The organism is Mucilaginibacter sp., from assembly GCF_028288105.1.
Taxonomy (GTDB): domain Bacteria; phylum Bacteroidota; class Bacteroidia; order Sphingobacteriales; family Sphingobacteriaceae; genus Mucilaginibacter.
In genome coordinates, this window is sequence record NZ_JAQBOI010000144.1 from 1 (window position 1) to 26,080 (window position 26,080).

At 41.2% G+C, this 26,080-nt stretch carries 24 protein-coding genes; 4 read left to right on the plus strand and 20 right to left on the minus strand.

Annotated features, from left to right (window positions below):
• The first annotated feature begins 11 nt into the window (after positions 1 to 11).
• Entirely contained in the window at positions 12 to 161 is a 150-nt protein-coding gene (locus JWQ85_RS21915; RefSeq protein WP_367186199.1) for a 2Fe-2S iron-sulfur cluster-binding protein, read from the plus strand.
• Positions 162 to 412: 251 nt separating this feature from the next.
• Here JWQ85_RS21915 and JWQ85_RS09950 read toward each other — a convergent pair whose 3' ends face one another.
• Both JWQ85_RS09950 and JWQ85_RS09955 read right to left on the minus strand, forming a co-directional pair.
• Positions 413 to 1,591 (minus strand): PepSY domain-containing protein, encoded by a 1,179-nt coding sequence (locus tag JWQ85_RS09950; protein WP_299467449.1) that lies wholly within the window; start codon positions 1,589 to 1,591, stop codon positions 413 to 415.
• Positions 1,592 to 1,593: 2 nt separating this feature from the next.
• Positions 1,594 to 4,047, minus strand: a complete 2,454-nt coding sequence (locus JWQ85_RS09955) for a TonB-dependent receptor (RefSeq protein WP_299467451.1) — start codon at positions 4,045 to 4,047, stop codon at positions 1,594 to 1,596.
• 127 nt (positions 4,048 to 4,174) lie between these two features.
• Here JWQ85_RS09955 and JWQ85_RS09960 point away from each other — a divergent pair, with 127 nt between their 5' ends.
• Positions 4,175 to 4,699 carry a 5'(3')-deoxyribonucleotidase gene (locus JWQ85_RS09960; RefSeq protein ID WP_299467453.1) on the plus strand — a complete coding sequence of 175 codons (525 nt, stop codon included), beginning with the start codon at positions 4,175 to 4,177 and terminating at the stop codon, positions 4,697 to 4,699.
• A 5-nt stretch (positions 4,700 to 4,704) separates the two neighbouring features.
• On the opposite strand, the gene ruvC is transcribed toward JWQ85_RS09960, so the two are convergent.
• The 4 genes from ruvC to JWQ85_RS09980 are packed head-to-tail and all read right to left on the minus strand — an operon-like array spanning position 4,705 to position 9,837.
• Positions 4,705 to 5,301 (minus strand): crossover junction endodeoxyribonuclease RuvC, encoded by a 597-nt coding sequence (gene ruvC / locus JWQ85_RS09965; protein ID WP_299467455.1) that lies wholly within the window; start codon positions 5,299 to 5,301, stop codon positions 4,705 to 4,707.
• An 18-nt stretch (positions 5,302 to 5,319) separates the two neighbouring features.
• Positions 5,320 to 5,958: a leucyl/phenylalanyl-tRNA--protein transferase gene (aat, locus tag JWQ85_RS09970; protein ID WP_299467457.1), complete on the minus strand. Its 639-nt coding sequence runs from the start codon at positions 5,956 to 5,958 to the stop codon at positions 5,320 to 5,322.
• Positions 5,959 to 5,968: 10 nt separating this feature from the next.
• Positions 5,969 to 7,906 carry a DUF3857 domain-containing transglutaminase family protein gene (locus JWQ85_RS09975; protein WP_299467459.1) on the minus strand — a complete coding sequence of 646 codons (1,938 nt, stop codon included), beginning with the start codon at positions 7,904 to 7,906 and terminating at the stop codon, positions 5,969 to 5,971.
• Positions 7,907 to 7,911: 5 nt separating this feature from the next.
• Positions 7,912 to 9,837, minus strand: coding sequence for a DUF3857 domain-containing protein (locus JWQ85_RS09980; protein WP_299467461.1), 1,926 nt, complete (start codon positions 9,835 to 9,837; stop codon positions 7,912 to 7,914).
• A gap of 299 nt (positions 9,838 to 10,136) precedes the next feature.
• Between JWQ85_RS09980 and JWQ85_RS09985 the strand changes: the two genes are divergently transcribed.
• Positions 10,137 to 11,990 carry a PAS domain S-box protein gene (locus JWQ85_RS09985; RefSeq protein WP_299467463.1) on the plus strand — a complete coding sequence of 618 codons (1,854 nt, stop codon included), beginning with the start codon at positions 10,137 to 10,139 and terminating at the stop codon, positions 11,988 to 11,990.
• A gap of 3 nt (positions 11,991 to 11,993) precedes the next feature.
• Here the strand turns inward: JWQ85_RS09985 and hisS are convergent, their stop codons facing one another.
• The 8 genes from hisS to prfA all read right to left on the minus strand — a co-directional run bounded on the left by hisS (position 11,994) and on the right by prfA (position 20,146).
• Positions 11,994 to 13,367, minus strand: a complete 1,374-nt coding sequence (gene hisS, locus JWQ85_RS09990) for a histidine--tRNA ligase (RefSeq protein WP_299467465.1) — start codon at positions 13,365 to 13,367, stop codon at positions 11,994 to 11,996.
• 254 nt (positions 13,368 to 13,621) lie between these two features.
• Complete coding sequence (locus JWQ85_RS09995; RefSeq protein WP_299467467.1) at positions 13,622 to 14,302, minus strand: OmpA family protein; 681 nt, start codon at positions 14,300 to 14,302, stop codon at positions 13,622 to 13,624.
• Positions 14,303 to 14,510: 208 nt separating this feature from the next.
• Positions 14,511 to 15,848 (minus strand): HAMP domain-containing sensor histidine kinase, encoded by a 1,338-nt coding sequence (locus JWQ85_RS10000; protein ID WP_299467469.1) that lies wholly within the window; start codon positions 15,846 to 15,848, stop codon positions 14,511 to 14,513.
• Positions 15,849 to 15,852: 4 nt separating this feature from the next.
• Positions 15,853 to 16,536 carry a response regulator transcription factor gene (locus JWQ85_RS10005; protein ID WP_299467471.1) on the minus strand — a complete coding sequence of 228 codons (684 nt, stop codon included), beginning with the start codon at positions 16,534 to 16,536 and terminating at the stop codon, positions 15,853 to 15,855.
• A complete protein-coding gene (locus JWQ85_RS10010; RefSeq protein ID WP_299467473.1) occupies positions 16,537 to 17,415 on the minus strand; it encodes a hypothetical protein in 879 nt (292 codons plus the stop codon). It lies immediately after the preceding gene.
• On the minus strand, positions 17,415 to 17,735 hold the full coding sequence (locus tag JWQ85_RS10015; RefSeq protein WP_299467475.1) for a hypothetical protein: 321 nt from the start codon (positions 17,733 to 17,735) through the stop codon (positions 17,415 to 17,417). The genes JWQ85_RS10010 and JWQ85_RS10015 overlap by 1 nt, the downstream gene beginning before the upstream one ends.
• Before the next feature lie 198 nt (positions 17,736 to 17,933).
• A complete protein-coding gene (locus tag JWQ85_RS10020; RefSeq protein WP_299467477.1) occupies positions 17,934 to 18,890 on the minus strand; it encodes an FAD:protein FMN transferase in 957 nt (318 codons plus the stop codon).
• A 182-nt stretch (positions 18,891 to 19,072) separates the two neighbouring features.
• A complete protein-coding gene (gene prfA / locus JWQ85_RS10025; RefSeq protein WP_299467479.1) occupies positions 19,073 to 20,146 on the minus strand; it encodes a peptide chain release factor 1 in 1,074 nt (357 codons plus the stop codon).
• 359 nt (positions 20,147 to 20,505) lie between these two features.
• Between prfA and tatA the strand changes: the two genes are divergently transcribed.
• A complete protein-coding gene (gene tatA, locus JWQ85_RS10030; protein WP_299467481.1) occupies positions 20,506 to 20,673 on the plus strand; it encodes a twin-arginine translocase TatA/TatE family subunit in 168 nt (55 codons plus the stop codon).
• Between the two features lie 214 nt (positions 20,674 to 20,887).
• Here the strand turns inward: tatA and JWQ85_RS10035 are convergent, their stop codons facing one another.
• From JWQ85_RS10035 to JWQ85_RS10060, 6 genes are all read right to left on the minus strand, one after another.
• On the minus strand, positions 20,888 to 21,640 hold the full coding sequence (locus JWQ85_RS10035; RefSeq protein ID WP_299467483.1) for a UDP-2,3-diacylglucosamine diphosphatase: 753 nt from the start codon (positions 21,638 to 21,640) through the stop codon (positions 20,888 to 20,890).
• 228 nt (positions 21,641 to 21,868) lie between these two features.
• A complete protein-coding gene (locus JWQ85_RS10040) occupies positions 21,869 to 22,426 on the minus strand; it encodes a DUF922 domain-containing protein (RefSeq protein ID WP_299467485.1) in 558 nt (185 codons plus the stop codon).
• Positions 22,427 to 22,449: 23 nt separating this feature from the next.
• Positions 22,450 to 23,391, minus strand: a complete 942-nt coding sequence (locus JWQ85_RS10045) for an SPFH domain-containing protein (protein WP_299467487.1) — start codon at positions 23,389 to 23,391, stop codon at positions 22,450 to 22,452.
• A 57-nt stretch (positions 23,392 to 23,448) separates the two neighbouring features.
• Positions 23,449 to 24,060 (minus strand): hypothetical protein, encoded by a 612-nt coding sequence (locus tag JWQ85_RS10050; RefSeq protein WP_299467489.1) that lies wholly within the window; start codon positions 24,058 to 24,060, stop codon positions 23,449 to 23,451.
• A gap of 78 nt (positions 24,061 to 24,138) precedes the next feature.
• On the minus strand, positions 24,139 to 25,128 hold the full coding sequence (locus tag JWQ85_RS10055) for an L-histidine N(alpha)-methyltransferase (protein WP_299467491.1): 990 nt from the start codon (positions 25,126 to 25,128) through the stop codon (positions 24,139 to 24,141).
• A 17-nt stretch (positions 25,129 to 25,145) separates the two neighbouring features.
• A partial coding sequence (locus tag JWQ85_RS10060; protein WP_299467493.1) for an ergothioneine biosynthesis protein EgtB occupies positions 25,146 to 26,080 on the minus strand: 935 nt, incomplete at its 5' end.

Consider the following 26,080-nt stretch of genomic DNA (forward strand, 5'->3'; position numbering starts at 1 on the left):
GCCGCAGCGGTATCTGCTCGGCATGTGTAGCCTTCTGCAAAACGGGCAAGGTAGAGATGGCGAAGAACGAAGTGTTAACTGATGAGGATATTGCAAAAGGCTGGATCCTGACCTGTACCGGCCACGCGCTGACCGATAATGTGGAGATCGAGTATAGGTAGCAGGTTGCAGTTGACGGTTGGCAGTTTGCAATAAAAAAACCTATCATTTCGATGAGCTGAGCGCTGGGCGATGTAGGGGGCGAAGAGAAACCTTTTACACCATGCATCACCGCACATGCGTGCTACTTATCAATTGTAAAAGATTTCTCCTCGTACCTCGTTCGAAATGACAATTGGGAAACTATAAAGGCTACAAAGAATAATCTCTGCGGCCTTTGTGGTTTTTCTTTGTGTTCTCTGTGGTTAAAAAATCAAGAAGCCTGTACTGCCCGCCTGTGCGTTTTGTGATGCACAGCACCGCGTACTTTGGTTGTTTTCGATTTTGCCTTTTTCCGTTTACCTAACCAAATAATAAAACCGGTTATTGGCAAACTGGCGCAAATTAAACTAGCTAAAAACGCGATGATCTTGGTGGTTAATCCACCTATCTGCCCTACGTGGATATCATAGTTCATCTCAATGAGTTTAAGGCCCGGGCTCTTTTTATCGTATATGTATGATTTTAGCAGCTTACCATTGTATTTGTCAAACTCGAAGCCAGTGGCATGCGAATAATGCATCGACTGGGCGTAAGCCCCAACACCAATAGCGCCTGACAAAGCCGGGTCGTTATGTATCAAAAACATTTCGGCTTCCGGGGCTTGCTGCCTGGCGTGCGCAAATGCAATATCAACAACCGGCAGCTTTGCAAGCCCTGCTCTTTTCAACGAATCTGATTTAGGCTCTGTTACTTCAACATTATAAGTAATATCCCTGCCAACATTAGCTATATTATAAATGGCTTTGCTTACCGGCTCGAAGGCTATGGCCAGCCCGGATATAGCCAATATTATGGCAATTGACGTTGCATAAAAGCCAAGTACATTATGCAGGTCATAGTTAACCCTTCGCCAGCGGCCACCCCATTTAATAGTGAAGCTGCGCTTGCGGTCGGTTTTTCGTTTGGGCCACCAAAGGATAAGCCCGGTAACCATGATCACCATAAAAATGATAACTGCTACACCTACTACCCACTTGCCAATTTCCGGGGGGAGCAGCAGGTATAGGTGAATGTATTCTACTACGACAAAAAAGTTGGTTTCCAGCTTTTCGTGGTAGGTGATCTTGGCGGTGTAGGGGTTTAAATATATAAACTCATATCCATCCTTACCCTGGTTAGCATATACAGCGGCAGGGCGGCCTTTACCGTAATAGTAAATATAATCGGGCGATGCACTCGGATAAGCCTTTTTTACGGTTGATATTAACTCTGATGGTTGCTTGTATGGAGCATTTTGAATTGTAACATGGCGATGATCATGTATAGCATCCTGTATCTCGTCCTGAAAGCAGAAAATGCAACCGGTGATACTCACTATAAACACCACAAGCCCGGAAATGAATCCGAGCCAGCGGTGGCAAAAAAGCATTACTTTTTTAAATGGGGTCATACTTATAATTTATAAGATGCGCTCAAAACAAACTGACGTAGCCGTTGCGGGTTAATAGTTGTGTAACCTGTATAATAATGTTTGTCGGTTAGGTTATTACCGCTCAACCCTAAGCGGTATTTAGGCCTGTCTAAGTATACCGACGCATTTAATAATGTATATGATGGCAGCTCGAAAGTACCCTGGGCAACACTATTTATAATTTTGTTGTTGCTGGCATAGTTACCGCCAACACCAACGCCTAAGCCTTTAATTAAACTTTGTGGTAAACGATAACTAATATAAACGTTGGCTAAATAAGGCGAACCGGCAGTGTTTGGGCGCAGGCCTTGTACATCGGCATCCGCTTTAGTATATTTAGAATCGTTGTAAGAGAAACCGGCTATAATATTAACAGCGGATACCGGAGTGGCAATAATTTCGGCTTCGAAACCTTTGCTTTGTTGCGTTCCATCCTGAACCTTGAAAACATTTGAACCCGGTACACTACGAATTACATTGGTTAAATTAATACGGTAATAACTTAGCGTACCATTTAATTTACCGTTAAACAACTCTGCTTTAACGCCACCCTCTATCTGGGTTGCATTTTGTATTTTAGGAGTAACAGGCTGATTGTTTGCATTTATAAAAGCCTGGGTATTCTGGAAGCCATTTTGGAAGTTGGCAAATAACGAAAGAGCTTCTTTTATTGGCTGATAGATCAACCCAAATTTTGGTGAAAAGGCTGTCTGGCTATATGGTTTGCCAGACTGTGTGCCGTCAACGTTGTATGTGCCTTTATTTTCAAAACGATCTACACGTAAACCTACAGAAGCTATTAACCTGTCGGTTAAATTAGCAACATCAGAAACATAGGTGCTGTAAGTGTTAGTTTTATAGATGTATGGAAAAGGGGTACCCGGATCCATTGCGTCAACCAGTTGCTTGTTAAAATTACCGTAATCAAAGTTTGGATCGTTGATAGGGGCGTAGCCATATTGGTGATCAAGGTAGATCTGATGCGAGTTTTGGCGCTGAAAATCTAAACCAAAAACAAAGCGGTTGCGTACCGATCCGATGTTAAAATCGCCGTTGATATTTTCCTGAATTTCAATAGCGCCAAGTTTGCTGTTAGCCGTAGATTGATCGTTACGTAATATGTAATTTCCTTCTCCCGGCAAATCTGGGGCATTAGTTGGAGCGTCTGTTACTACTTTATCTGTTATTAAGTAATAATATGGACCTGGGCCGTTAGAAAAACTGTTTGATGATGAAAATACCGTTTGTGAAGTAAACTTATCTGATATTTTGTAATTAGCCTGTGCAAAATAGTTTAAGCTTCGCGAATATGAGGTGACATCATCATTTGAATATGCTTGATTGTAATCTATTTTTAACTGATTGGCATTGGTAACGCCTAAGTCTTTTGGCGACGAATAAAAGAAGAAGAATGGCTTGGCCGAGCCACGGCCATAAAACATCTCGGCATCAAACAAGAAAGATAACCTGTCGTTTGCTTTGATAGATAAGCTGGGGGCAATGGCATAAGTGCGGCTCTTGCCATAATTTTGAAAGCTGCCCTCGTAATTGTAAACAGCATTTAAACGGAAAGCAACTTTTGAACCAAGCGGGGTGTTCAAATCAACTGTGGTACGGTTTAAGTTATAACTACCTACAGATTCACCAACTTCTAAGCCAAAGGTTTCGTAAGGTTTTTTGGTTACCCTGTTCACCAAACCACCAAACGAGGTTAAAGTACTGCCAAATAATGTTGCAGAAGGGCCTTTTATAACTTCTATCTTTTCTACGTTAACCGCGTCAATAGAGTTGGTAACTAAACCGGCAACACCGTTTCGTACAAGCGCCTGGGTAACAAAGCCGCGTAGGGTAAAATAGCCGCCACCATCGCCTGCACGGCCTGTGGCATCCCATAACTTTTGTATACCCGGCGAGTTTCTAAGGGCTTCATCAACCTTAAATATTTGTTGCTCTTTGATAAGCTCGTTGGTAATAGTAGTATAGCTTTGCGCGTTCTCCAGGTTATCTAATGGTATTTTACCCACATCAGTACTTGCTTTACGTGTAAAGCGGTTTGCCCTGTTAGCAATAACATTTACTTCGGTTAACTGCGATAAGCTTGCATTAACGGTTATTACCGGAAGGGTAACCGTTTCGCCAGCCTTTACTACAACGGGTACTTCAACATGATCAACACCCACGTATGAAATAACTAATTTGTATGATCCCGCAGGGGCCCTGAAAGAAAACTCGCCGTTAGATTTTGTGATGGTACCATAGCCTGTTCCTTCCAAGCCTATTGAAACGTTATCGGCAGGTTCGTTTTTAGCAGTGACAACCTTGCCACTTACCGTGCCTTTTGCTTTTTGGGCATATAAATTAGTAGGGTTTATAAAGGTGAACAGCACTAAAATGGCTGCAAGTAGATAAAAGGTATAGGGTTGTAAGTTCTTCATTCTTATTAAGACTAATTATAAATAATGCCAAAAGTATGTCATGTAATCGTCTTATGCAACTTATTTAGAATAATTATAAACAACGGGTTGATTTAAAGGCCTTATATTTGTGTATTAATGACACTATATGAAAAGAATAGCTATTGATATGGATGAAGTTATCGCTGATGCCAACATCCGCTTTGCGGAATGGTATAAACGCGATCACAGCATTGAATTTACCCACGAACAACTCAATTCTAAAAGATTTTCGGAATTATTGCCAGACGATCATAAGTATCTGATAAAGGAATATGTGTATCATGATGACTTTTTTAAAGACCTGGAAATTATCCCCGGCTGCCAGGAAGTGATCAAAGACCTTTATGAAAAATATGAGATATTTATCACCACCGCGGCTATGGAGTTCCCAAACTCTTTTTTGCCAAAGCTGGAATGGATGGGCAAACACTTCCCCTACATCTCATGGACCAATATTGTTTTTTGCGGGGATAAAAGCATCATCAATGCCGATTACCTGATAGATGATAACGTGAAGCATTTTAAACGTTTTATTGGGCAGGGAATTTTATTTACCGCACCGCATAACCACGATGTGGAATGGGATGTACGCGTAGATACCTGGGAAGATGTACGTAAGATGCTGTTATAACGGCATTACTTTTTTGGAATGATACTAACCCGTGCGGCATTATCTTTTACAAAAGCCTCCCAGCCCGAATGGCTTTTTTTACTGGTGACTTTGCCGCCACGTGATACTTGTATCTTTTGAAATGAATGGCATACCGCTACCGCCAAACCATCGGTAGCATCTAAAAAATCGGGTGTTTCGCTAAACTTTAGTATGCTTTGCAACATGGCGGCTACCTGCTCTTTAGTGGCGTTACCATTACCGGTTATAGACTGCTTTATTTTACGCGGGGAATATTCGGTTATTACCACATTGCGCGATAGGGCAGCTGCCATACATACGCCTTGTGCACGGCCCAGCTTTAACATTACCTGTATGTTTTTCCCGTAGAAGGGGGCTTCAATGGCAAGGCAATCGGGTTTATAATTATCAATAAGGGCAACGGTTTTCTCGAAGATGCGCTGCAGCTTTAGCATGTGGTCGTCAATCTTATCCATTTTAACTACGCCCAGGCTTATCAGTTCAATTTTTGGGCCTTTCTCTAATAACAACCCATAGCCCATAACTGCTGTGCCGGGGTCAATACCTAAAATTATGCGCTCTTTGTGATTTGCCTGCTCCATCTGTTACAAAACTAATGTTTAGGCAATGGTTTTATGCAGAATGCCTATATATTCTTCGCGGCTTATCATCCGTGCACCCATGCTCTCCAAATGTTCGGTGTAAACCTGGCAATCTATCAGTTTGTATCTGCCTGTATTACAAAGCCAGATCAGCGCGGTTTTAGAGGCATTGCTTACATGGCTAAACATACTTTCGCCACAAAACACATCGCCGGTGTGCACGCCGTATAAACCGCCCACAAGCTTGTCATCCTGCCAAACCTCAACAGAATGCGCATGGCCTTCAGTATGCAGCTTTGCATAGGCCGCTTTCATATCATCGGTGATCCATGTACCATCCTGCCCTTCGCGTTGGATGGATGAGCATGCAGCCACTACCTCGTTAAAACAAGTATCTGTAGTAACGGTGAACGCGCCCGATCGAAGTACCCGCTTCATGGATTTTGAAATTATTAATTCTTGCGGATACAGCACAAACCTTTCGTGCGGCGAATACCACAGAATGGGTTCATCATCGCTGTACCATGGGAAAATTCCATTTTGATAGGCCAAAAGCAAACGATTGGTAGATAGGTCGCCGCCTATCGCTAAAAGGCCATCCTCTTCTGCCAGCTCGGGGGCAGGGAATAGCAACCGTTCATCAAGCCTGAATATCATTAAGGCAAATTTACGCCTTGCGGCGTATTATCAGCTTTTTATTTTGGGCTTTAGCTATATTATCCATGTATTGCTGCATCTCGTTGTATTTTGCAGCGGGTATTACATGGTTGGTTAAATTAAATTTAGTTGTACTTATTACCTGGTTTTTAACGGCATCGTAAACATACTTAATGTCATAATTGCCATAAGTGAATTTCAGACTTTGGTTTGCCGGTAAAGTTTCCACCTCAAAGCCCACGGGCAATACAATGGTGGTTACACAATTCTTCATCATTGGCTGATTAAAATAGTAATCAGTTGTCCTTTTATCAAGTGCGGGCAGCGTAGTGCCCCATAGGTCGAATACCCGGGGGCGATAAAACTGTTTGCTGCCAGCCATTACATCGCAAAACTTATCATACTCAATATCAAGGCTAACCTCCTTAATACCATCTTTATCAATTAAGGGTTTGTAATCTAACACAGATGGTTGCTTCATGTTAAGCATACGGATTAAATATTCCTTTTGCTCGTCGGCTTTTAAGGTTGCCAGGCCTATATAATCATCACGGTATTCACCTGTACTTAAAATTTTCACCTGTGCTTTAGCACCGCCATCAGCACTTAATATTACCTGTACTTCGCTATTAAACTGGTTATCTTCTGCAATGCTTTTTGGGGTATTCACCAGTTTACCGCCATCATCGGTAACTAATAACGCGCGCCTATTCTCGGTGAAAGGGCTAAGCTTACCAAAGGCAATTGTACTGCTGGTACATTCCAACCAAGTGGTATCACCTTTTAAAGGAACACAAAGTATAGCATGGTTAAATGAATTTCGGGCGAAGCCTGGTTCGGCAGGCTCGGCATTGGCGCCGGCGTTAATTATGGCATAATTAGCGGGAATATCTACGGCCTTTAATAATGCATACATGTAGTTTGACAAGGCTTTACAGTCGCCGTATTTTTTCTGATCCACAAAGTCGGCCGTAAAGGGTTTCATGCCGCCAATGCCTAATTGCACGCTTACATAACGCATGCTTTGCTGCATGTATTCATATAAAAACTTCACTTTTTCTTTATCCGTTTTTATGCCAGCTGTCATTTTTTTAATCTCTTCGGCTCTTAGTGGGCTAAGGGTGCATACATCAGCGTTTAAGCCCTCTATCCATTTGCCAAAAGTTTGCCACGAGCTAAAGTCGCCGTCGAGGCCGTAAAATTCAAATTTGTTGGCTGCAAAATATATACGTGGTAATACCCGCCATGATTTGGCCCCGCTTTCCAATTTAATGGCTTTCAAGTTTGATACATGCCATGAATAGGTATCGGTTTTATTATCGGTACTTGCCTTTGGCTTAATTTTGATATTTTTATTAAGATACCTAAAGCCGGAGCCTGTTTTAATTGATAAATAGCAATAGGAATCTTGTATAGATTGCTCCGTATCCTGTATATCCCACGAGTCGATATTGATAGAACTCCTGTAATTTGTTTCGTAGGTAACCTCTACAGTTGACGGATAGGTAGCAATGGTATGCCCTATAAACATCAATCGCTCATCGGTTATAATTGAACCACTGGAAACCGCCGAACGATCATACATATCGCTTTTACGATATTTTTTTATCATTTCGCCGGCCGCATTATATATGCGCATTTCAAAAGAACCTATCGAATTATATTTTTTACTGTATCCTAAAACTTCTTGTGCCTCATCGTTACCCTTTTCGTTTAAAATAGTAACTATGGAGTGTTCTTTTACAGAGATATCGCCGGGCCCATCTACTGTTATATTTTTCATTTTATACCTAACAACAGAATTGGCATCCCCCTTTAAAGAGTCGGGAATGCCGGCAGCTGTATAAAGCACTTTAGGGATGGTATCATCTTGTGCATAAGTGCCGTTTGCAAAAGCAATTGCAAGTGCTATTGTGCACAGCAAGCTTTTAATATTTATATGTGTCATTATTATCAGGATTTTTTTAGCACAATTTGCTCGTTAAGCATTTCGTACATTTTTTTGTAGAATTCGTGGATCTCGGGGTAATCTTCTTTAAAATAGATAGACTTTTTCTGGTCTATGTTAAAGCGAATTACAATTGTGCCTTCCTGTTCAATAGCCACACGCCTAAAAACCATGGTTTTATCAGACATGGCCATACTTACGCTTTTTGGCAATACATCAACTTTGAACCCCGCAGGTACCTTAAAAGTACAGTTAATGGAGTAGTTACTACGATAGCCAAAATCAATATCAGTGTAACGGTTTTCACTTAAAAAAGGGTTGATTTTAACCGAGCTTAACATGTTAGGATTAAAATAGATGTAATCGCCATCAGAGCCGGTAAGGTCAAGATCAAAAGCGACCTTATGTGTTAATGGCAAAGTGTCTACATCCATACCATCAAACTTAACCGAAGATATTTTAAGGTTATTATCGTCGTTAACAAGGTAATCAATGAATTTTTTTTCACCGTCTTTTTTATACTTGGTAACCACATTTACCCTGTTATAGGCAAAATTGCTTACTTCGGCAGTTCCGGTCATTTTACCATCGGCTTTAATTACGCCGTTTAACATAACCACCTGCCTAACCGGTTTTATATTTTGCAGAAAAGTTATATCATATACCTTTTTGTCTTTATCCATATAAAAACCAAAAGAGTTTAAAATATTAGCAGGTACTTGATTGTAAATATTGTACTTGTTTGTGGCATCAAGCACGTAATACTTTGCGCTATCAACAGGTACATATGCAACGGTGTTGTTAAACTGATAGTAATTTGGATAACCAGGGTTTACGCGGCCATTTTTACGTGTGCTGGTAATCATTGGGTAAACCTTTACTCCGGCTTTTTTTAACAAATGGTATAATATCATGTTTATCTCGCCCGAGTTGCCCGATTTTTTATCCCATGCTTTTGATATGCCATCGTCTGAATATTTGCTGTAATATTCGCTCCATTTCATATTGGTTTTAACCTCATTAAAAAGATAGGCTATTTTATCATCATCGGTTTTTAACTCTTTAGCTTTGGCAATAAGCGCTTCCTCGCCATTAATTTTATGGTTTAGCTGCCCTCCAAAACTAACGGACTCCATCAGCGTTTCGCCAACCTTTGTCCAGGAGTCTGAAAAACTGGTTATTCTTTGTCCAATTGGCCTAATGGTCATCAATTGAAACAATATGCGCTGGCAATTATCCTCAAGCGAACTCATAAAGGGTTCATCAGGTATTGATGCTACGTTTGCCAGGGCTTTTGTAATTGAACCATCGCGGTTATTTTTATTAACAGCATAAGGCTGGTGAACGCTTTCCAGGTTCTTGTAATATAAAATATCCGGAGTGTTGGTTGTTAATTCGCTATAACGAGTAGGTATGCTGGTTTGAAAATACCAGTCTGGGAAGTTGCCAATGTTGTTGCTTACAATAGAGTACTTATACTCTATTACCGAACCGGGCTTAACATTGGGGAATGAAAACACGGTGGCAGAACGGCTCCTGTCAATAGTTTCGGTGAAGATCTGTTTTTTATCAATCTTGATAATTTCGGCAACGCCATTATTAAGGTTAATAGTTTGCGCCTGTATGCCCGAGATATATTCAGACCTATCGCCGCCGTAATATTCTATACGAACGTTTGCATGATCTTTACCATTATCATTAAATATTTTAACACGTTTATGTATCTCGGTTACAATATCATAATTGCTGTTAAAATATACATTGCTTTTGTTAAAAAGCACTTCGGCATTGGCATCTTTTTCAAAATCGCAGGTTTTCATCTGCAGGTCGGCTATGTCAATTTTTCCGTAAGGTTGTGTAGTTGGTGTGGTTTGTGCGTTTGCGGCAGATAGAGCAAGGCACAATAATAGAAGGGTAAAAGTTTTATGCATTGTAATTAGGGTTAGGGCCATACGAATATAAATACAAAGGAGCAATATTTAATAAATGTGTAAAAAAATAACTTGTAATTAATGCCTGTAAATAACCGGGTTTACCGACGAGCGAATAATCTTATAATACCCCTACTTGATAAGTGACCCAAATGAATAACAGTTAAACACTGAATAAGAACTTTGCCGGTTAGATTTCGTATAAGATTTAATAATACGCGCCGATTCAGGAACCGTTTTTGCTTAGCTTTTTATGTTGTCAAATTATTCCGTTAATATTATCCCAATACACCCAATTAATGGAGAACATTTATAAGATAATCCTTGAGGAAGCCCTTGCGGGTTATTGGGACTGCTATCTGCAGGAAAACAAGGTATTTTTAAGTGCTGCTTTTAAAGCCATGTTTGGCTATCAAGACCACGAATTGCCAAACACTACTGATACCTGGGCAAAACTCATCGTTTCTGAAGATGTACCCCGGATGGATGCGTGCCTGAAGGAGCATTATGATAGCCATGGTGAAAAACCGTTTAATATTGATGTAAGATATACTCATAAAAATGGCTCAATAGTTTGGATAAATACTACAGGCCGTGTAATTGAATGGCAAGGCAACCTTCCTATACGTATGGTAGGCTGCCATATTGATATTACCGAAAGAAAAATCACCAAACAAACACTTGAAATAAGCGAGGAGACTTTTAGAAACGCTTTTGAATATTCCCCTATCGGTATGGTGCTGGTATCTACAGCGGGCAAATTTATGAAAGTAAATAAAAGCATATGCGATATGCTGGGCTATACCGCCGAAGAGCTAATGTCAAAAACCTTCCAGGAAATAACACATGCCGACGACCTTGAGGCCGACCTTACTCTGCTGCAAAAAACACTGGACAAGGAGATTGATACGTACCAAATGGAAAAACGGTACATAAAAAAGGATGGTCGCAATATCTGGATATTACTAAATGTAGCGCTTGTGCGCGACAAGACCGAGAACCCCTTGTACTTTGTATCGCAAATAAAAGATATTACCGAACGCAAGGAGGCCGAAATTTTGTTGAAAGAAAGTGAGCGCAGGTGGATATTTGCCTCTGAGGGTTCGGGAGGTGGTATTTGGGACTTTGACCTGCGTAACAATACTATTTTTCATTCCAAACAATGCCTCAGCACCATCGGCCTTGAAGAGCATGAGTTTAGTAATATACCAGGCCAATGGACAAGCAGGGTGCACCCCGATGACAGGGAAAAGTATATAGCCGATGTGCGCGCCTATATAAATGGTTTAACAGATACTTATTCAAACCAGCACCGTGTTTTATGTAAAGATGGTACCTACAAATGGATCCTGGACAAGGCAAAGGTTATTGAATATGACGAGAACAATAAGCCTGCCCGCATTATTGGTACACATGTTGATATTACCGAGCAAAAACAACAGGAACAATACCTTCGCGAAACGCTGGATCAGGTAAACAGCCAAAATAACCGCCTGCTAAACTTCGCTTACATTGTATCACATAACCTGCGTACACATGCCAGCAATTTTAAAATGATAATGGATGTGCTGGCAGACCCGCTTACAAGTGACGAGGAAAAGCAGGAACTATCCGGCCATTTGACAAATGTTTCTGAGCAATTAAATGACACCATTACCAACCTTAACGAGGTGGTATCTATACAAACTAACCTTGATATTCAAACTACGGAGCTTAATTTACGCACCTATTTTGACCGCACAATAGAGCTGCTGGATAACGACATTGCACTATGGAATATAACCATCGATAATCTTATCCCGGCCGATTGTACCCTTATTTATAGCCCGGCTTATTTAGAAAGTATTATTCTTAACTTAATAAGTAATACTATCAAATACCGTTCGGTAACGGCACCACCTAAAATTACACTTGCTTACTTTAAAGATGCTGATGGCAGGGAGGGCTTTACCGTTGCAGACAATGGTATTGGTATCGACCTTAAAAAGCACGGGAACGAACTATTTGGAATGTACAAAACCTTTAACGGTAACCGCGATGCCAAAGGCATGGGCCTTTTTATAACCAAAAACCAGATAGAATCTTTAGGTGGTAAAATTGAGGTGGAAAGCCAGTTAGGTAAGGGGACAACGTTTAAAGTTTATTTAGCCTGATGTTTATTTCTTAAGCCTGCCCAAAATATCATCGGCTGATAATTTCTCCTGTTCGCCGCTTTCCATGTTTTTGAATGTTAGCAGGCCACTTTGCATTTCATCGCTGCCAATTAAAACGGTGTAGGGGATCTGCTTGTTATTGGCATACTCCATCTGCTTTTTAATTTTGGCACCTGCCGGATACAGCTCGGCATTAATATTTTGGCTGCGTAGATTTTGCAACAAGGGCAAGCCATATTTTTCGCCCTGTTCGTCAAAGCAGCATATCAGTACTTGTGTACTTTGTTCTGCCGATTGCGGGAACAGGTTCAGTTCTTCCAGCACATCATAAATACGATCGGCACCAAAAGAGATACCCGCGCCCGTCAAACCTTTTAAGCCGAACATGCCGGTCAAGTCATCATAACGGCCACCACCGCCGATGCTGCCCATGGCTACTTCGTTTGTTTTTACTTCGAAAATAGCGCCTGTATAATAGTTTAAGCCGCGGGCAAGGGTAATATCCAGTTCCAATTTGGCAGTTAAGGGTTTGCAGGCGGCAACATAATCAAATACGGTTTGGATCTCGTCGCAACCTTGTAAGCCAATTGTTGAATCTTTTAATGCAGCACGCAGGCTTGCCAATTTTTCATCATTGCTGCCTTCTAACAGGATGATAGGTTTTATCTGGTCGATATCTGCCTGGGTAAAACCCCGTTCAAGCAATTCTTTTACTACGCCGTCGAAACCTATCTTATCCAACTTATCGATAGCTACGGTCATATCAATTATGCTATCGTTTTTGTCTATCACTTGTGCGATACCCGATAGTATTTTTCTATTGTTTATTTTAATGCTGAAATCTTTTAAACCAAGCAGACTTAAAGCTTCGTCGTATATCATAATAAACTCGGCCTCGTTCAGTAAAGAAGCTGAGCCCACCACATCTGCATCGCATTGGTAAAACTCGCGGTAGCGGCCTTTCTGTGGCCTGTCTGCCCGCCATACGGGCTGCACCTGGAAACGCTTGAAAGGAAAGGTTATCTCGTTTTGGTGTTGTACAACGTAACGCGCGAAAGGGACGGTTAGATCGTAACGGAGGGCTTTTTCAGAAATTGATGCGGTTGCCTGGTTAGAGTTTCGGGTGGACAGTGCCTGTTCATCAGCTTTGGCTAAAAAATCTCCACTGTTTAATATCTTAAATATCAGCTTATCGCCTTCATCGCCATATTTACCGGTAAGGGTGCTTAGGTTTTCCATCGAAGGGGTTTCTATCTGCTGGTAACCGTATTTCCTGAATACGCCTTTTATGGTATCAAAAATAAAGTTACGCTTTGCCATTTCGGCGGGAGAGAAATCGCGGGTGCCCTTAGGTACTGATGGTTTGATGGATGCCATGCGGCAAAGGTACAAAAAAGCATAGAAGCTTAAAGTGCCGCTTTGTGGTTGACCCAAAGCCTCACCCCAACCCTCTCCAAAGGAGAGAGAGCAGTATTTTTAAAGTCCTCTCCTTTGGAGAGGATTTAGGTGAGGCTATTTTGCGTAGCGATGTCGGGGTGAGTAAAAATAATGCAAATGCTATTAAAAAAGAAAGCCCCATGCTTTATAGCATAGGGCTTCTTAATAAACTATTTAACTAACTGATCTTAATATTAATTTGCAGCTTGTTTAGCCTGCGCTTTCATTGCCTCGTTTGCAACAATAACAATTTCTACACGTCGGTTTTTTGAACGGCCATCCAGGGTGGCGTTATCGCCAATTGGCTCGCTTTCGCCTTTACCGCTTGTGGTTAAACGTGAGTTAGCAACACTGTTAGCAGAGATGTATGATTTAACCGACTCCGCCCTGCGTACAGAAAGGTTTTGGTTATACTCGTCTGTACCGGTGTTATCAGTATGGCCAACAATTAAAATGTTTGTTTGCGGGTTGTTTTGCAGTGATGTAGCCAGGTTTGCAAGATTAGTACGCGCAGCTGGTTTCAATTCTGACGAATTGGTATCGAACAATATGCCTGAATCAAACTTTACTAAAATACCTTCGCCTTCGCGTGTTACGGTTGCACCGGGTACAGTTTGTTTAATTTCGGCAGCTTGCCTATCCATGTTACGGCCAATAAATGCACCTGCTGTACCACCAACGGCACCACCTATAATTGCACCTAAAGCGGTATTACCTGCGGCTTTACCAATAAAAGCACCAATGGTACCACCGGCACCTGCGCCAATAGCGGCCCCTTTTTGTGTTTTAGTAAGTGAGTTACAGCCAGAGGCTAACAGGCCTAACGAAGCTAATGCTATACTGTACGTAGCGATTCTTATTTTTAGTGTTTTCATCTTTTAAATTGAGTGTATTTTGATAGGTTATTTACAAAGCTAATGCCAAAGAACAAAGCTATATATTATTAAAATATTACTACTATTTGGAAAGTAAATCTGTACTATAACAACATATTTTTAAGAGTTGAGAAAATAACCTTGTATTTAGAATAATACACAAATAATACGCTATGCAGTGCTGACTTTTATTTAGTACAGCTTTTTGTTATCCGGGCGAAAGTCCGGTAACTTTTACAGGGAAGGTTAAGGTAAATGTGCTGCCGGTTCCTTTTTCTGATACTACACTAATCCCTATTCCATGAAAGGCCGCAATTGATTTTACTATGGGTAGGCCAAGACCAAAACTATCCTGCGATAACGACTGTTTCAGTTTTTTGAACCGGTTAAATATATACGGCAGCTCGTCGTCGGCTATACCAATGCCGGTATCTGCAATGCTGATGGTGTAGTTATCTTTTACCCATTGCGCAGTAACGGTTATCTCACCATCGGGCCGATTGTATTTTATGGCGTTGTTGATAAGGTTGAAAAGCAGATTGAACAACAGGAATTTATTTACATTAACTAACTCTACATCCTCTATTATTAAAAGCGCCAGGCTAATATTCCTATCCTGCAGGCGGATAGATATTTCGTCGTAAACATCCTGTAGTAATTCCTGAACTGAGATCTTATCTTCTTTCAGGAACTGGTCATTTTCTATCTGCGATATAAGCAGCAGGGTTTTGGTAATACTTTTTAAACGGTTTAGTATTTTCTGCATCTCCAACAGGCGCACCTTTAAGTCATCGGCAATATCGTCCTGCTCAAACATATTCTCAATTTTCGATTGCAGGATAGAGATGGGGGTCATCAGTTCGTGCGATGCATTGGATATAAACTCGCGTTCTTTTTGAAACGCGGTTTCGATGGTTTCCACCATTTTGTGAATGCTGAGATCCAGGTGCTGGAAATCTATGGTGCTGGTTTTAACCTCCTTATAAGTTGTAAATTGCGGGAATTTATTACCAATTAACTTTGTACGGATAATTATGCTTAGTGGCCGCAAAATGTAATTAGAGTAAAGCTGATCGGCCAAAATGGTAAGCAGTATCATCCCCAGCAATATCATGAAGGCTATATTTTGCAGCGGGCCGGTAGTTTCGCCAATAGTTTCGGTGCTTTTGCCTATCTCCAGTAAATAATTTCTATTCCCGGCTTTAAAAGTGTGGCTTAAAATGCGGTAGTCAATAGTATCCCGTTCAACAAGGCGCTGTTCATCTTTAATAGTATCTAAATGGTAACCGGGCTCAACTTCATCTAAACTAATGTATTCTTCTTTCAAGGGTAGGTAACTACCATAACTTTCGCCATCTTCAATGTAGGTTCTAATGCCTTTATCGCGTACAATTTGCAGCAATTTATCCTTTTGCTTTACCAGGCGGCTATCGGTATAACTTTTATTAATGTTTTCGATAATATTAGGCAGGAGCAAAATAAACAGGGTTACAATAACCAGTTTTGAAATGGCATTAAACAGCGTAAGTTTTGTTTTAAGTTTCAAGTACTTAAACGTTTGATTTTATCCTGTAGCCCAGGCCGCGTACGGTTTCCAGCCAATCGGCCGGGGCGAATATGCTTAGCTTTTTACGTATGTTTTTAATGTGGGCATCAATAAAGTTAGAGTCGTAATCATCATTAATAACACTCCCCCAAATATGCTCGCTTAGCTGGGCACGGGTTAGCGTGCGGTTTTTATGCAGCAACATATATGCAATAAGGTCAAATTCCTTTTTGGTAATGGCATTAACCGGGTTAACGTGGTACATGATAGTGCGTTCGGTAATATTCACCAAAAATCCATCAAGATCAATAATGGTTTGGGTAATGCCAAACTTTCTGCGGGTTATGGCCTGCATGCGGCTTTGCAGCTCTAAAAGCGAGAAGGGTTTTGCAAGATAGTCATCGGCGCCAAGGTCAAGGCCCTTTACACGGTCGTTAACTTCGGCACGGGCGGTTAGGATAATGCAGGCAGCTTCGGGATTGGTCTTTTTTGCTTCTTTAAGCAAGTCAAGCCCTTCATAATCCGGCAGGCCAAGGTCTAACAGTATAAAATCGTAAAGGTTAACTGCAATTTTTTCGGAAGCTGATGCGCCGTTGTAGCTTATCTCGCAGATATAATTATTCTTTACCAGAAAAAGTTCCAGTTCGTGGGCAAGTGCCTTTTCATCTTCTATGATCAATACATTCATCTAATAAAAGACATAATAAAAGGTGAAATTAAAAAATGATTCGCGCCTGTTCTTTAACATACCCTCCACATTAACCGGAATAGAGTATTTGTATGAAGCTTCCAATGTATAATGGGGCATGTTGTATGCCAGCGGTATTTTAAAGCTATAGTTTAGCATGTTAAACTTGGCGTTTGCCCGGGCGCGCCGGCCGTTTTCATTCATTATAAAAATATTATCGGCCTCTAACCTGTAATCGTGATCAACAGCGTAGCGCTGCACAAAATTTTGCGTGCCAAAAATGAGGTTTACAGATGGGTTGATGGAGAGGAAATCCTGATCATTAAAAACATTGAACGAGCTCTCGATATATTTTGAGTTGGTAATCGTAGTAAAAATATCATACGATTTACCAAACAGGTAATCAGCAGTAAAACTGGTTTTCAGATATTTCCAATCATAAGAGTTTTTCCAGTTGATATCATTTGATGCCGAGGATTTTATTATCGCGGCCTCTTTGTTAAAAAAGAAGCGGGTGTAACTTATCGTACCGGTGAATTTTTTTGATAGCCTGTAATAATATCCGCCGCCAATATCAATTTCATCAACCAATGGTTTGTAGCCCAATACTTTTACTGCCGAACCATATATAAAGAAACCCGGTTTGGCATTAAAAATAATATCTGTAGACATGAATGGGTACTTGATTGGGCCCGTGCGGCCAAAAAACAGCGCATCGCTGCCATAGCTTATCCCTGCCGATACCGAGCTTTTGCGAACAACGGTATCAGTATCTGCAACGGCATAATCATCCCGGTACGCAATTAATTTGGGCTTAAGTGTAGCCGCATTTACTGCATTGCATGTGATAATAAATAACAGGGCGCCAAAGTATCTCATTAGTCGTTTCTCCTTGGTATTTCGGGCGGCCGTTCCAATCCTTCGGGCCTGCGCTGCCGTTTCGGTTTTTGTTTAGGCTTTAAAGTTACCGGGTCAATATCCTCTATTTTCTCGGGCTTCGGCATTTTTTTTGCCTTGGCAACCACCTTAATTTTCTTTTTATCTTCTTCAGATTGACGTTGTTTGCCTTTTGTTACAATTGTATCTTGCTGTAACGCATAAAATGTGTTAAATGATACATTAGCAGTATAAGCATAAAAAAGGCTACCGTGAAAACCGGTATTGTTTTTTGCGTATGACAAGCGTGGTACGAATATCATTAAGAGTACAATATACAAAAACCACTTTATCATTTGAGGAGAAAGAAACGCTTAATAAATTATAAAGATACGCAGGCTGTTACGTTTGCAGGTTATTAATTCTGTTCAAAAATGCGCTAAATACCCGGGGCTTTATCCCTGTTATTTTAGCGCGAGTATATTATATTATAATAGGTTTATGGTAAAGATAAGCGAAGCTTACATCATTACACTAATATCTTTTGAAGTATATACACGTGCATGGTCATCAATTATAATGCATGCCATTTGATTTAGCTTGTTTATTAAATATAAACCGGCGTTTACACCCATAGCAATAATAGGGGTTGCCATGGCATCAGCCAGTTCGGCACCTGGGGTAATAATGCTTACACTTTTAATTTTACTAACCGGGAAGCCATTTTCAGGGTTAATATCACCGGTTATTTTGTTGTTATTAATGCTGGTGTATTTTTCTGTATTGTAAGAAGTGGCTACCGCCATGTTGCTGATTTTTACATCAGCATAAGGCTGGTTGGCCTGCGTTGGGTCTGCAGTGGCAATGGTCCAGGGGGTATTGTCTGGTTGCAGGCCCCATGTTAATAGGTCGCCACCGGCGTTAATAACACCACTGCTAACGCCTTCCATTTGTAAAATATATTTAGCCCTGTCGGCAGCGTAACCACGGCTAATGGCGCCAAAGCCAATGCGCATCCCTTTGTTTTTAAGAAATACAGTTTGGGCGGCAAAATCAAGCACAACATTGGTATAGTTTGTTAGGTTAAGCTTCTTTTTAAATGTTGTAACGGTAGGGGTAACAGCAGAATTAGCACTATCATCCAGGCTGATGGTAGTTGCAGCAGCGTAGGTAATATCAAACGTACCATCGGTAAGGGATGATATTTGCACGGCCCTGTCAACAAGCCTGAATATTTCAGCATCAACGCGCACTGGTTTAATACCCGCGTTGCGGTTTATCTCATTTATAGTGCTGTCTTCAGTAAATGTGCTTAGTAATTTATCAACGCGGTTAATTTCGGCAATAGCGCTATCAATGCGTGTGTGAGCCCATATGGCATCGTTCGCCACTAAACTAATCTCGAACCGGTTGCCCATTAAACGTGTTCCACGGTTAAAAATGGTAGAAGAACCTGTTAATTTTTTTACTGCCAGCATAGGTAATAGCGTTTCGTAAGTAAAACATTGTTGTATTTATACATTACGTAAGGCAATGAGCAAATGCAACTCCACAAACGCTAAATTAGTTGAGGTACATGAAATTGAGATGAAAGGGCGGTTTCCATATATGGAAAAAGCACCGTAAAGGTGCTTTCTCATTTATCATAATCCTAAAAAAATTAGGCTGCAGTGCCTTCTTTTAGTCTTTCGGCGTTTTCTGCGAATTGCAGGGCTTCCATAATTTCCTGCAGATCGCCATTCATAACACCTACAAGGTTATAGATAGTTAAGCCTATACGGTGCTCGGTTAAACGGCCTTGCGGATAGTTGTACGTACGTACTTTTGCACTTCTGTCGCCGGTGGCAACCATGGTTTTACGTTTCTTAGATGTTTCTTCCAGGTGCTTTTGAAGCTCCATTTCGTAAACACGTGAACGTAATACGCCTAAAGCCTTATCATAGTTTTTTAACTGCGATTTTTGATCCTGGCATTGTGCCACAATACCTGTAGGTATGTGTGTTAAACGTACGGCAGAGTAGGTAGTATTTACCGACTGACCACCCGGGCCAGATGCACAGAACAGATCCTTACGAATATCGCTCACCTGCAAGTCAATATCAAACTCATCAACTTCGGGCAATACCACTACCGATGCAGCCGATGTATGCACACGGCCCTGGGTTTCGGTATCGGGCACGCGCTGTACCCGGTGCACGCCGCTTTCGTATTTGAAATTACCGTAAGCATCCTCTGCATTTACATTAAACACAATTTCTTTGTAACCGCCGGCGGTACCTTCGGTATAGTCAACCAGTTCGGTTTTCCACCCGCGGCGTTCGCAATAACGCATGTACATACGGTAAAGGTCGCCTGCAAAAAGTGATGCCTCGTCACCACCCGTACCACCACGAATTTCAATAATGGCGTTTTTAGAATCTTCGGGGTCTTTTGGTATCAGCATCAAACGGATCACTTCTTCCATTTCATCCTGTTTAACCAGCAGCTCGTCCAATTCCGCTTTAGCCATCTCGCGAAACTCTTCGTCTTTCTCGGTAGCTAAAATTTCTTTGTTGCTTTCAATGTTGCTCATAATATTCTTGTAAATATTATACTCGTCAACAATTTTGGCAAGGTCTTTATATTCTTTATTCATCTGGGCAAACCGCTTCATATCAGCCATGGCATCAGGGCTGCTTAATTCGCCTTCTACGGTTTTCCAGCGTTGAAATATTAATTCTAATTTCTCTAACATCTTCTTATTTGAAAATCAATTGTAGCATTTTATGGGTTGCTGCGGCCCCGCTTTTCATTACAAGCTTTTTTGCCCGGGCTAATCCCATCACACCAAAGCTTTTTATTGCAATCGGGTTTAGGGCTGTTATTGCACTGCAAAAAACATGCAAAAATACGCAATTATCGGCACATTATAAATTCAGTGAATTGTAAAGAGATTTTCGGGGCGTATATCGCGCAGATCCATCGTACCTGTGGCACGAAATGGGGTGGGTTACGATACTGTAACTACGAAACCAACGTTCTTTAATACACAGTGCACAACTATTGTTGTGTGTTAAACGTACTTACAGTATCTATCCATTAAAAAGACTTATTATGGGAGCACCAGAAATTATATTGATCATTATTGCCATTTTAGTATTATTCGGCGGTAAAAAAATACCCGAAATGATGAAAGGCCTTGGCAGGAGCATTAAAGATTTTAAAGCCGCACAGGAGCCGGAACCTATCCCGGTAGAGGTTAAAGAAACAAGATTTAAATAACGAATGGCTGCCATGAAGGCGGCCATTTTTACCTTCTTTTCAAAACGCAACCTGGTCGCTTGTAGCCTCGAACTAAAATGGTTAAGCATTCAGTTTAACCGTATTATATAGCTTGTCGTAATATTTCCTGTCTATTACTTTTATTTGTTTCGCAAGCTGAAAGCTTGCCTTGGATTGTAAAGAGATTTTGCCTGAAGTATCGTATGATCCCTATTTAATCCTTCTCAAACCACTTTAACTCCAGATTTTCGCCGTCAAAAACGGCGTAGGTGTTATAATTTACCCATTCGCCCAGGTTTATATAACGGCTATTATCCTGTAAAGAAATATCAAGCGGTAAATGCCTGTGCCCAAAAATAAGGTAATCGTAATGCTTGGTTTGTAATAATTCTCTCGAATAAACTTCCAGCCACTCCTGTTGATGCAAAATCTTTTTTGTATCGTTTGCACCTGCAATGCGGCTTTGTTTTGACCAAATATTAGCTATCCCTATGCCCAGGTTAGGGTGTATCCTTGCAAATAACCATTGGCAAAAGCGGCTGCGGAATATCTTTTTTAATAATTTGTATTGCGCGTCTCCCGGGCCAAGGCCATCGCCATGGTGCAGGTAGAATTTTTTACCGTTGCGTTCAATCTCCAGTTCGTTGGTGATAATGGTAGCGTTTAATTCCTGCTCAAAATAATCAAACATCCACATATCGTGGTTGCCTTTAAACAGGTAAAGCTTAACGCCGGCATCGGTCAACTGTGCCAGTTTGCCTAAAAAGCGAATGTAGCCTTTAGGAACAACGGTTTTATATTCAAACCAAAAGTCGAACACATCGCCCATTAAAAAAAGTTCGGCACAATCATCTTTTATCAGATCCAGCCAGCGAATGATACGGTCTTCCCGTTCGCGCGATAAAACGTGGCCGTTAGCACCTAAATGAAAATCTGAAGCAAAGTATAAGTTTTTACCGGTTGGCATATTGTTTCAAAAGTACGGGAATAATTGGGCAAATGCCAAAATTGTGTATAGGTGATAATTTATAAGCTCTGTAAGAGCACCTTGTTTATAGAAACAATAAGTTGTGTTGAGCGCTCCGTAGGTGCGTCCTTAATAGTTTGTTAAGGATGCTCCGATGGAGCAAATGATCTTCCTAATATATGCTATAAACAGGGTGCTCCTCCGGAGCGAAATAAAAAGGGATGCTTTCTACAAGCTCGCGTTTTCATCCGGCATATATTGCAGGCGTTTGGCAAAGTAAATATCCCAGCTGCGTTGCTGCTGGCGGTTTACCATATGCTGGGTATCCTCGTCATAATCGCTGTTTAGCTGTTTGTATTTGGCATCAATACGGTTAAAAATATTCATGGTCTCGTTTTGATAATTAGCTGAGAAGCGGGTGCGCTCAATAGCCCTTAATACCTCCTGCTGCTCCAGGTAGGCAATGGTATAGTGGCCTTGCTCATGCTTTAGTATCTCCGCCAATTGCTCTGCCGATGTGATCTGCGACCTATCAATCCATGATCTGTAATTGTTCATAAACAACCGCACATTGGCATGTACCAGGTATTGACCGTTATTGCGGCTGGCCTGATATTTAAAATCGATAGTACAATTGGTGTAGGCTATTACGCCACGGCCATTTGCCCGTGGCGCTCCCTGAAAATCGTTAATAGTTAATATGCGGTGTGGTTGTGCGGATGCCGGGTTTAACGCGAGGCATAACAAAGCACATGCACAAAAAGCGCGTAAATATTTTAATATCATTTAGCCGTTGGTAAAGTGAAACTTTACTTTTTGACTTTATCTTTATCCAAAAGGTTTAAGCTCATCATTTCTTTCATGGTACGGTGCATACCATCGGTAGATCCGTCAAGGAAAATAACGTTGCCTTTTGAGTTTTCGGAAAAATGCTTGATGGATTCTGTCCACATGGTGAAAAGTATAACAGAGGTATCCATATTGGCTCCTTGCATTTCTTTTGCAGCCACGGTCATACCCTTGGCCACTTCCTCGCGGAATAACGCGATACCCTGTCCGCGTAATTGGGCTGCCTGGCGCTCGGCCTCAGCAGAGATTTTTATTGCGTTACCTTCAGCTTCGGCAGCTTTGGTTTTGGTGATCAGTAAAGCCTGTCCCTCGTTTTCGGCAGCGGCCTTTAGGTTATTTGATGCCACTACCTGGCTCATCGATTTCATGATGATGTCATCAAAAGTGATATCATTCAACTGCAGATCTTGCAAATGATAACCCCAGCCTTCTAAGATAGTATCCAGTTGTTCTTTTACGTGTTCAACAATATCGCGGCGCAATATCAATACTTCGCTTTGGCGTTTGGTGGCTACAAAAGCGCGGATAGAACCTTCTACAGTACGTATCAAAGCCTGCATAAGGTTACGCTCGTCAACAAATTTAAAGGCAACGTTTTTAATGCTTTCTTCCTGCTGGTCTAATACAGAATAAAGCAGCATGGCCTTAAAATAAACATTGGCCTGATCAAACGTTACCGCCTGGAACTCCAGCTCGACAGAGCGGTTCTGAATAGATATTTTAGAATAGATCTGCTCTATCAACGGGATCTTGAAATTTAAACCGGGAGTTAATATCCTGCGGTATTTACCGAATATGGTTACTACCGCAATTGTACCCTGCTTAACGGTTACAAAGGATGAGAAGATTACAATAATTATAAAGAATGCTACAAGATAGGCGACAATTGATGATGGTGTCATTAGGCTGATATTTTTTTAATAAATATAGACTTAATTATAATAGCTGCAATAAAGATATTATAACCCCGCAAGTACGAAGCCGCCTTTGGCTGGGTCATAAACCGTGTTGGTCTCGTGTGCGGTATTAAAATCAATACTTAATGCATTAGCAGGCAGTTCATTTGCTATAAGCTGGCTTGTGGTAACGGTGTTTGATAGATATATGGTTACCTGATTCACAGGCCGAAAAGTTATTGTATTATTAGGAAATACTGCATAAGCAAGCATTGGGTTTACCATAGCTAATGACCCATTTAAGCGAATAGGCTGTGCCAGGCCAACGGTAATATATGGCTGTTGCGTGTATTGGTTCGATATGGAGTAAATATTAGGTTGCGGATTGTTGAGTGCCGGGAAGAATGAGCCAAATGGCAGGAAATCATACAGCCCGGGTACAACTGCGCTTTGATAATCCATCCGGATCTGTGCACCAACTTCTACACGTTTCATTTGGGCATATATATAATAGTTTTCATTCCATTGAATGCAATTATTTGCCAATGGAGGCAGGCAAAGCCATGCCAGCGAAGTTTGCAACGGGGTTGATTTAACAAGAACAATCTGCTGGCCCTCATCTATAAGGGCCTGCAAATCTGCCGGATTTATGGCTAAATTTAATTGGAACGACATGTTGATAAGATAAGGTTCCCTAAAGATAGCAATAATTGGAATATGAGTATACCTGCGATATATGGCGTTGAATAAAATTTATTCGGCCGTCCAAATATTATCAACAAACCATTTCTTGTTATCAAAAAACTGGTTTAACGGCTTAAAGCCCGCGCCTTCGGCCATATCGTTAATTTGTTTTACAGCGTATTTTTGTGAAATTTCCATGTAGATGTATTCATCTTTTATAAAGGAAATAGTTTCATCACCGATCTTTACTTTTTGATCGGTAAGGCTAATGAGGTAGCTTTTGCATGAACCTGTTTCGGGGTCGTAAGTGGCGTAATGGTCAAAATGGTCAGTATTAAAATCGCCATATAGTTCCCGGTTTATCCGCTCCAGCAAATTAAGGTTAAAGCGTTTGGTAATACCACCTTTATCGTTGTAAGCAGCCAAAACTGTTTTCGGGTTCTTCTTTAGATCAACACCTACCAGCATCATATCACCTTCTGAAAGATTGTTCCGCAATTCCTTACAAAAGCCTTGTGCAACGGCTACCGGCATATTGCCAACATTTGAGCCCAAAAACATTACTACTTTACGTTTATTGGATATGGAGGCGGCCTTTTTCAGCATATCAAAATACTCGCCGTTAAGTCCGGTTATTTTTATGCCGGGTAAAGTAACCGGAAGTGTAATATTCAGATACGAGATTACATTTTCGGATATATCAATCGGCAGATAACTAAAATCCGCTTTATTATCTATCAGGTATTTTAATAATTGGGTTGATTTTGTAGCATCACCAGCGCCTAGTTCAATCAGGTCGAAAGCATCGCCATCGGCAATTATCGCCTTACAAATTTCTGCTGTTTGCGAAGTGAAGATCTCCATTTCGCATTTGGTTGGATAGTATTCTTCACAATTCATCAGCTCCTGAAAAAGCTTATCGCCCTGGGCGTCATAAAAATATTTAGAATCTAAACGTTTAGGATTGGCGGTTAAACCCGCCATAACGTCCTTGTAAAATTGCTCATCGGTTATGGTATTAACAGATGCTTGTTGTGTTGCTGTGGTGGTGGAAGCCATAGGTATGAAATATGATTTTATTTAGCAAGACGTATGCCAGTAAATTGCCAGCGCAGTTCTGGCTGAAAAAAGTTACGATAAGTAATACGGCTATGATTGGGCGAAGTAACTTCTGATGCCCCGCGGAGCACTTTTTGACCTACCATAAATTTTCCATTATACTCACCAATTGCACCCGGCGCTTTTGCAAAACCGGGGTAGGGCAGGTAGGCGCTTTCTGTCCATTCCCAACACTTACCCCATTTAAACCGGGTTGCCGCGGCTTCCCACTCAAACTCGGTGGGCAGGCGCATTCCTTTCCATGAGGCGTAGGCATAGGCCTCGTAATAGCTTATATGGCGCGCGGGCTCGTGAAGGTTCAACTGCTCTAAGCCATGGTAGGTGTAGTTATGCCATTCGTCATCAATGTTATGCCAATACATAGGCGCTTCTACTTTATTGCTGTTTACCCAATCCCAGCCGGCTGCATGCCAGTGGCGAAAATCGTGATAGCCGCCAGCGTTTATAAATTCCAGGTATTCGGCGTTGGTTACCAGGTCAGGGCTTATCTCGTACGCGTTTAAATATACTTTATGACGGTTCAGCTCATTATCAAAACTAAAGCCCTCGCCATTAAAACCTATCTCATAAACGCCTTCGTTTAGCTTGATAAATTCGCCACCGGTTTTTTCTGATTTGGGCGAAACATAATCATGTGAATAGGCCGGAAACAAAGGGTTATTACCAAGGATGTATTTGATATCTGTTAGTAAAAGTTCCTGATGCTGCTCTTCGTGGTTAAACCCGAGTATCAGCAATTCTTTAACGTCCTGGCTGATATCGCCACAGGCAATAAAATTGTACATGGCATCATCTACATACTTGCGATAAAGTTTAATATCGATAACCGTAGGGCGACTTAAATTCCCCCTATCCGTACGGATAACGCGATTGCCCACGGTTTCGTAGTAGC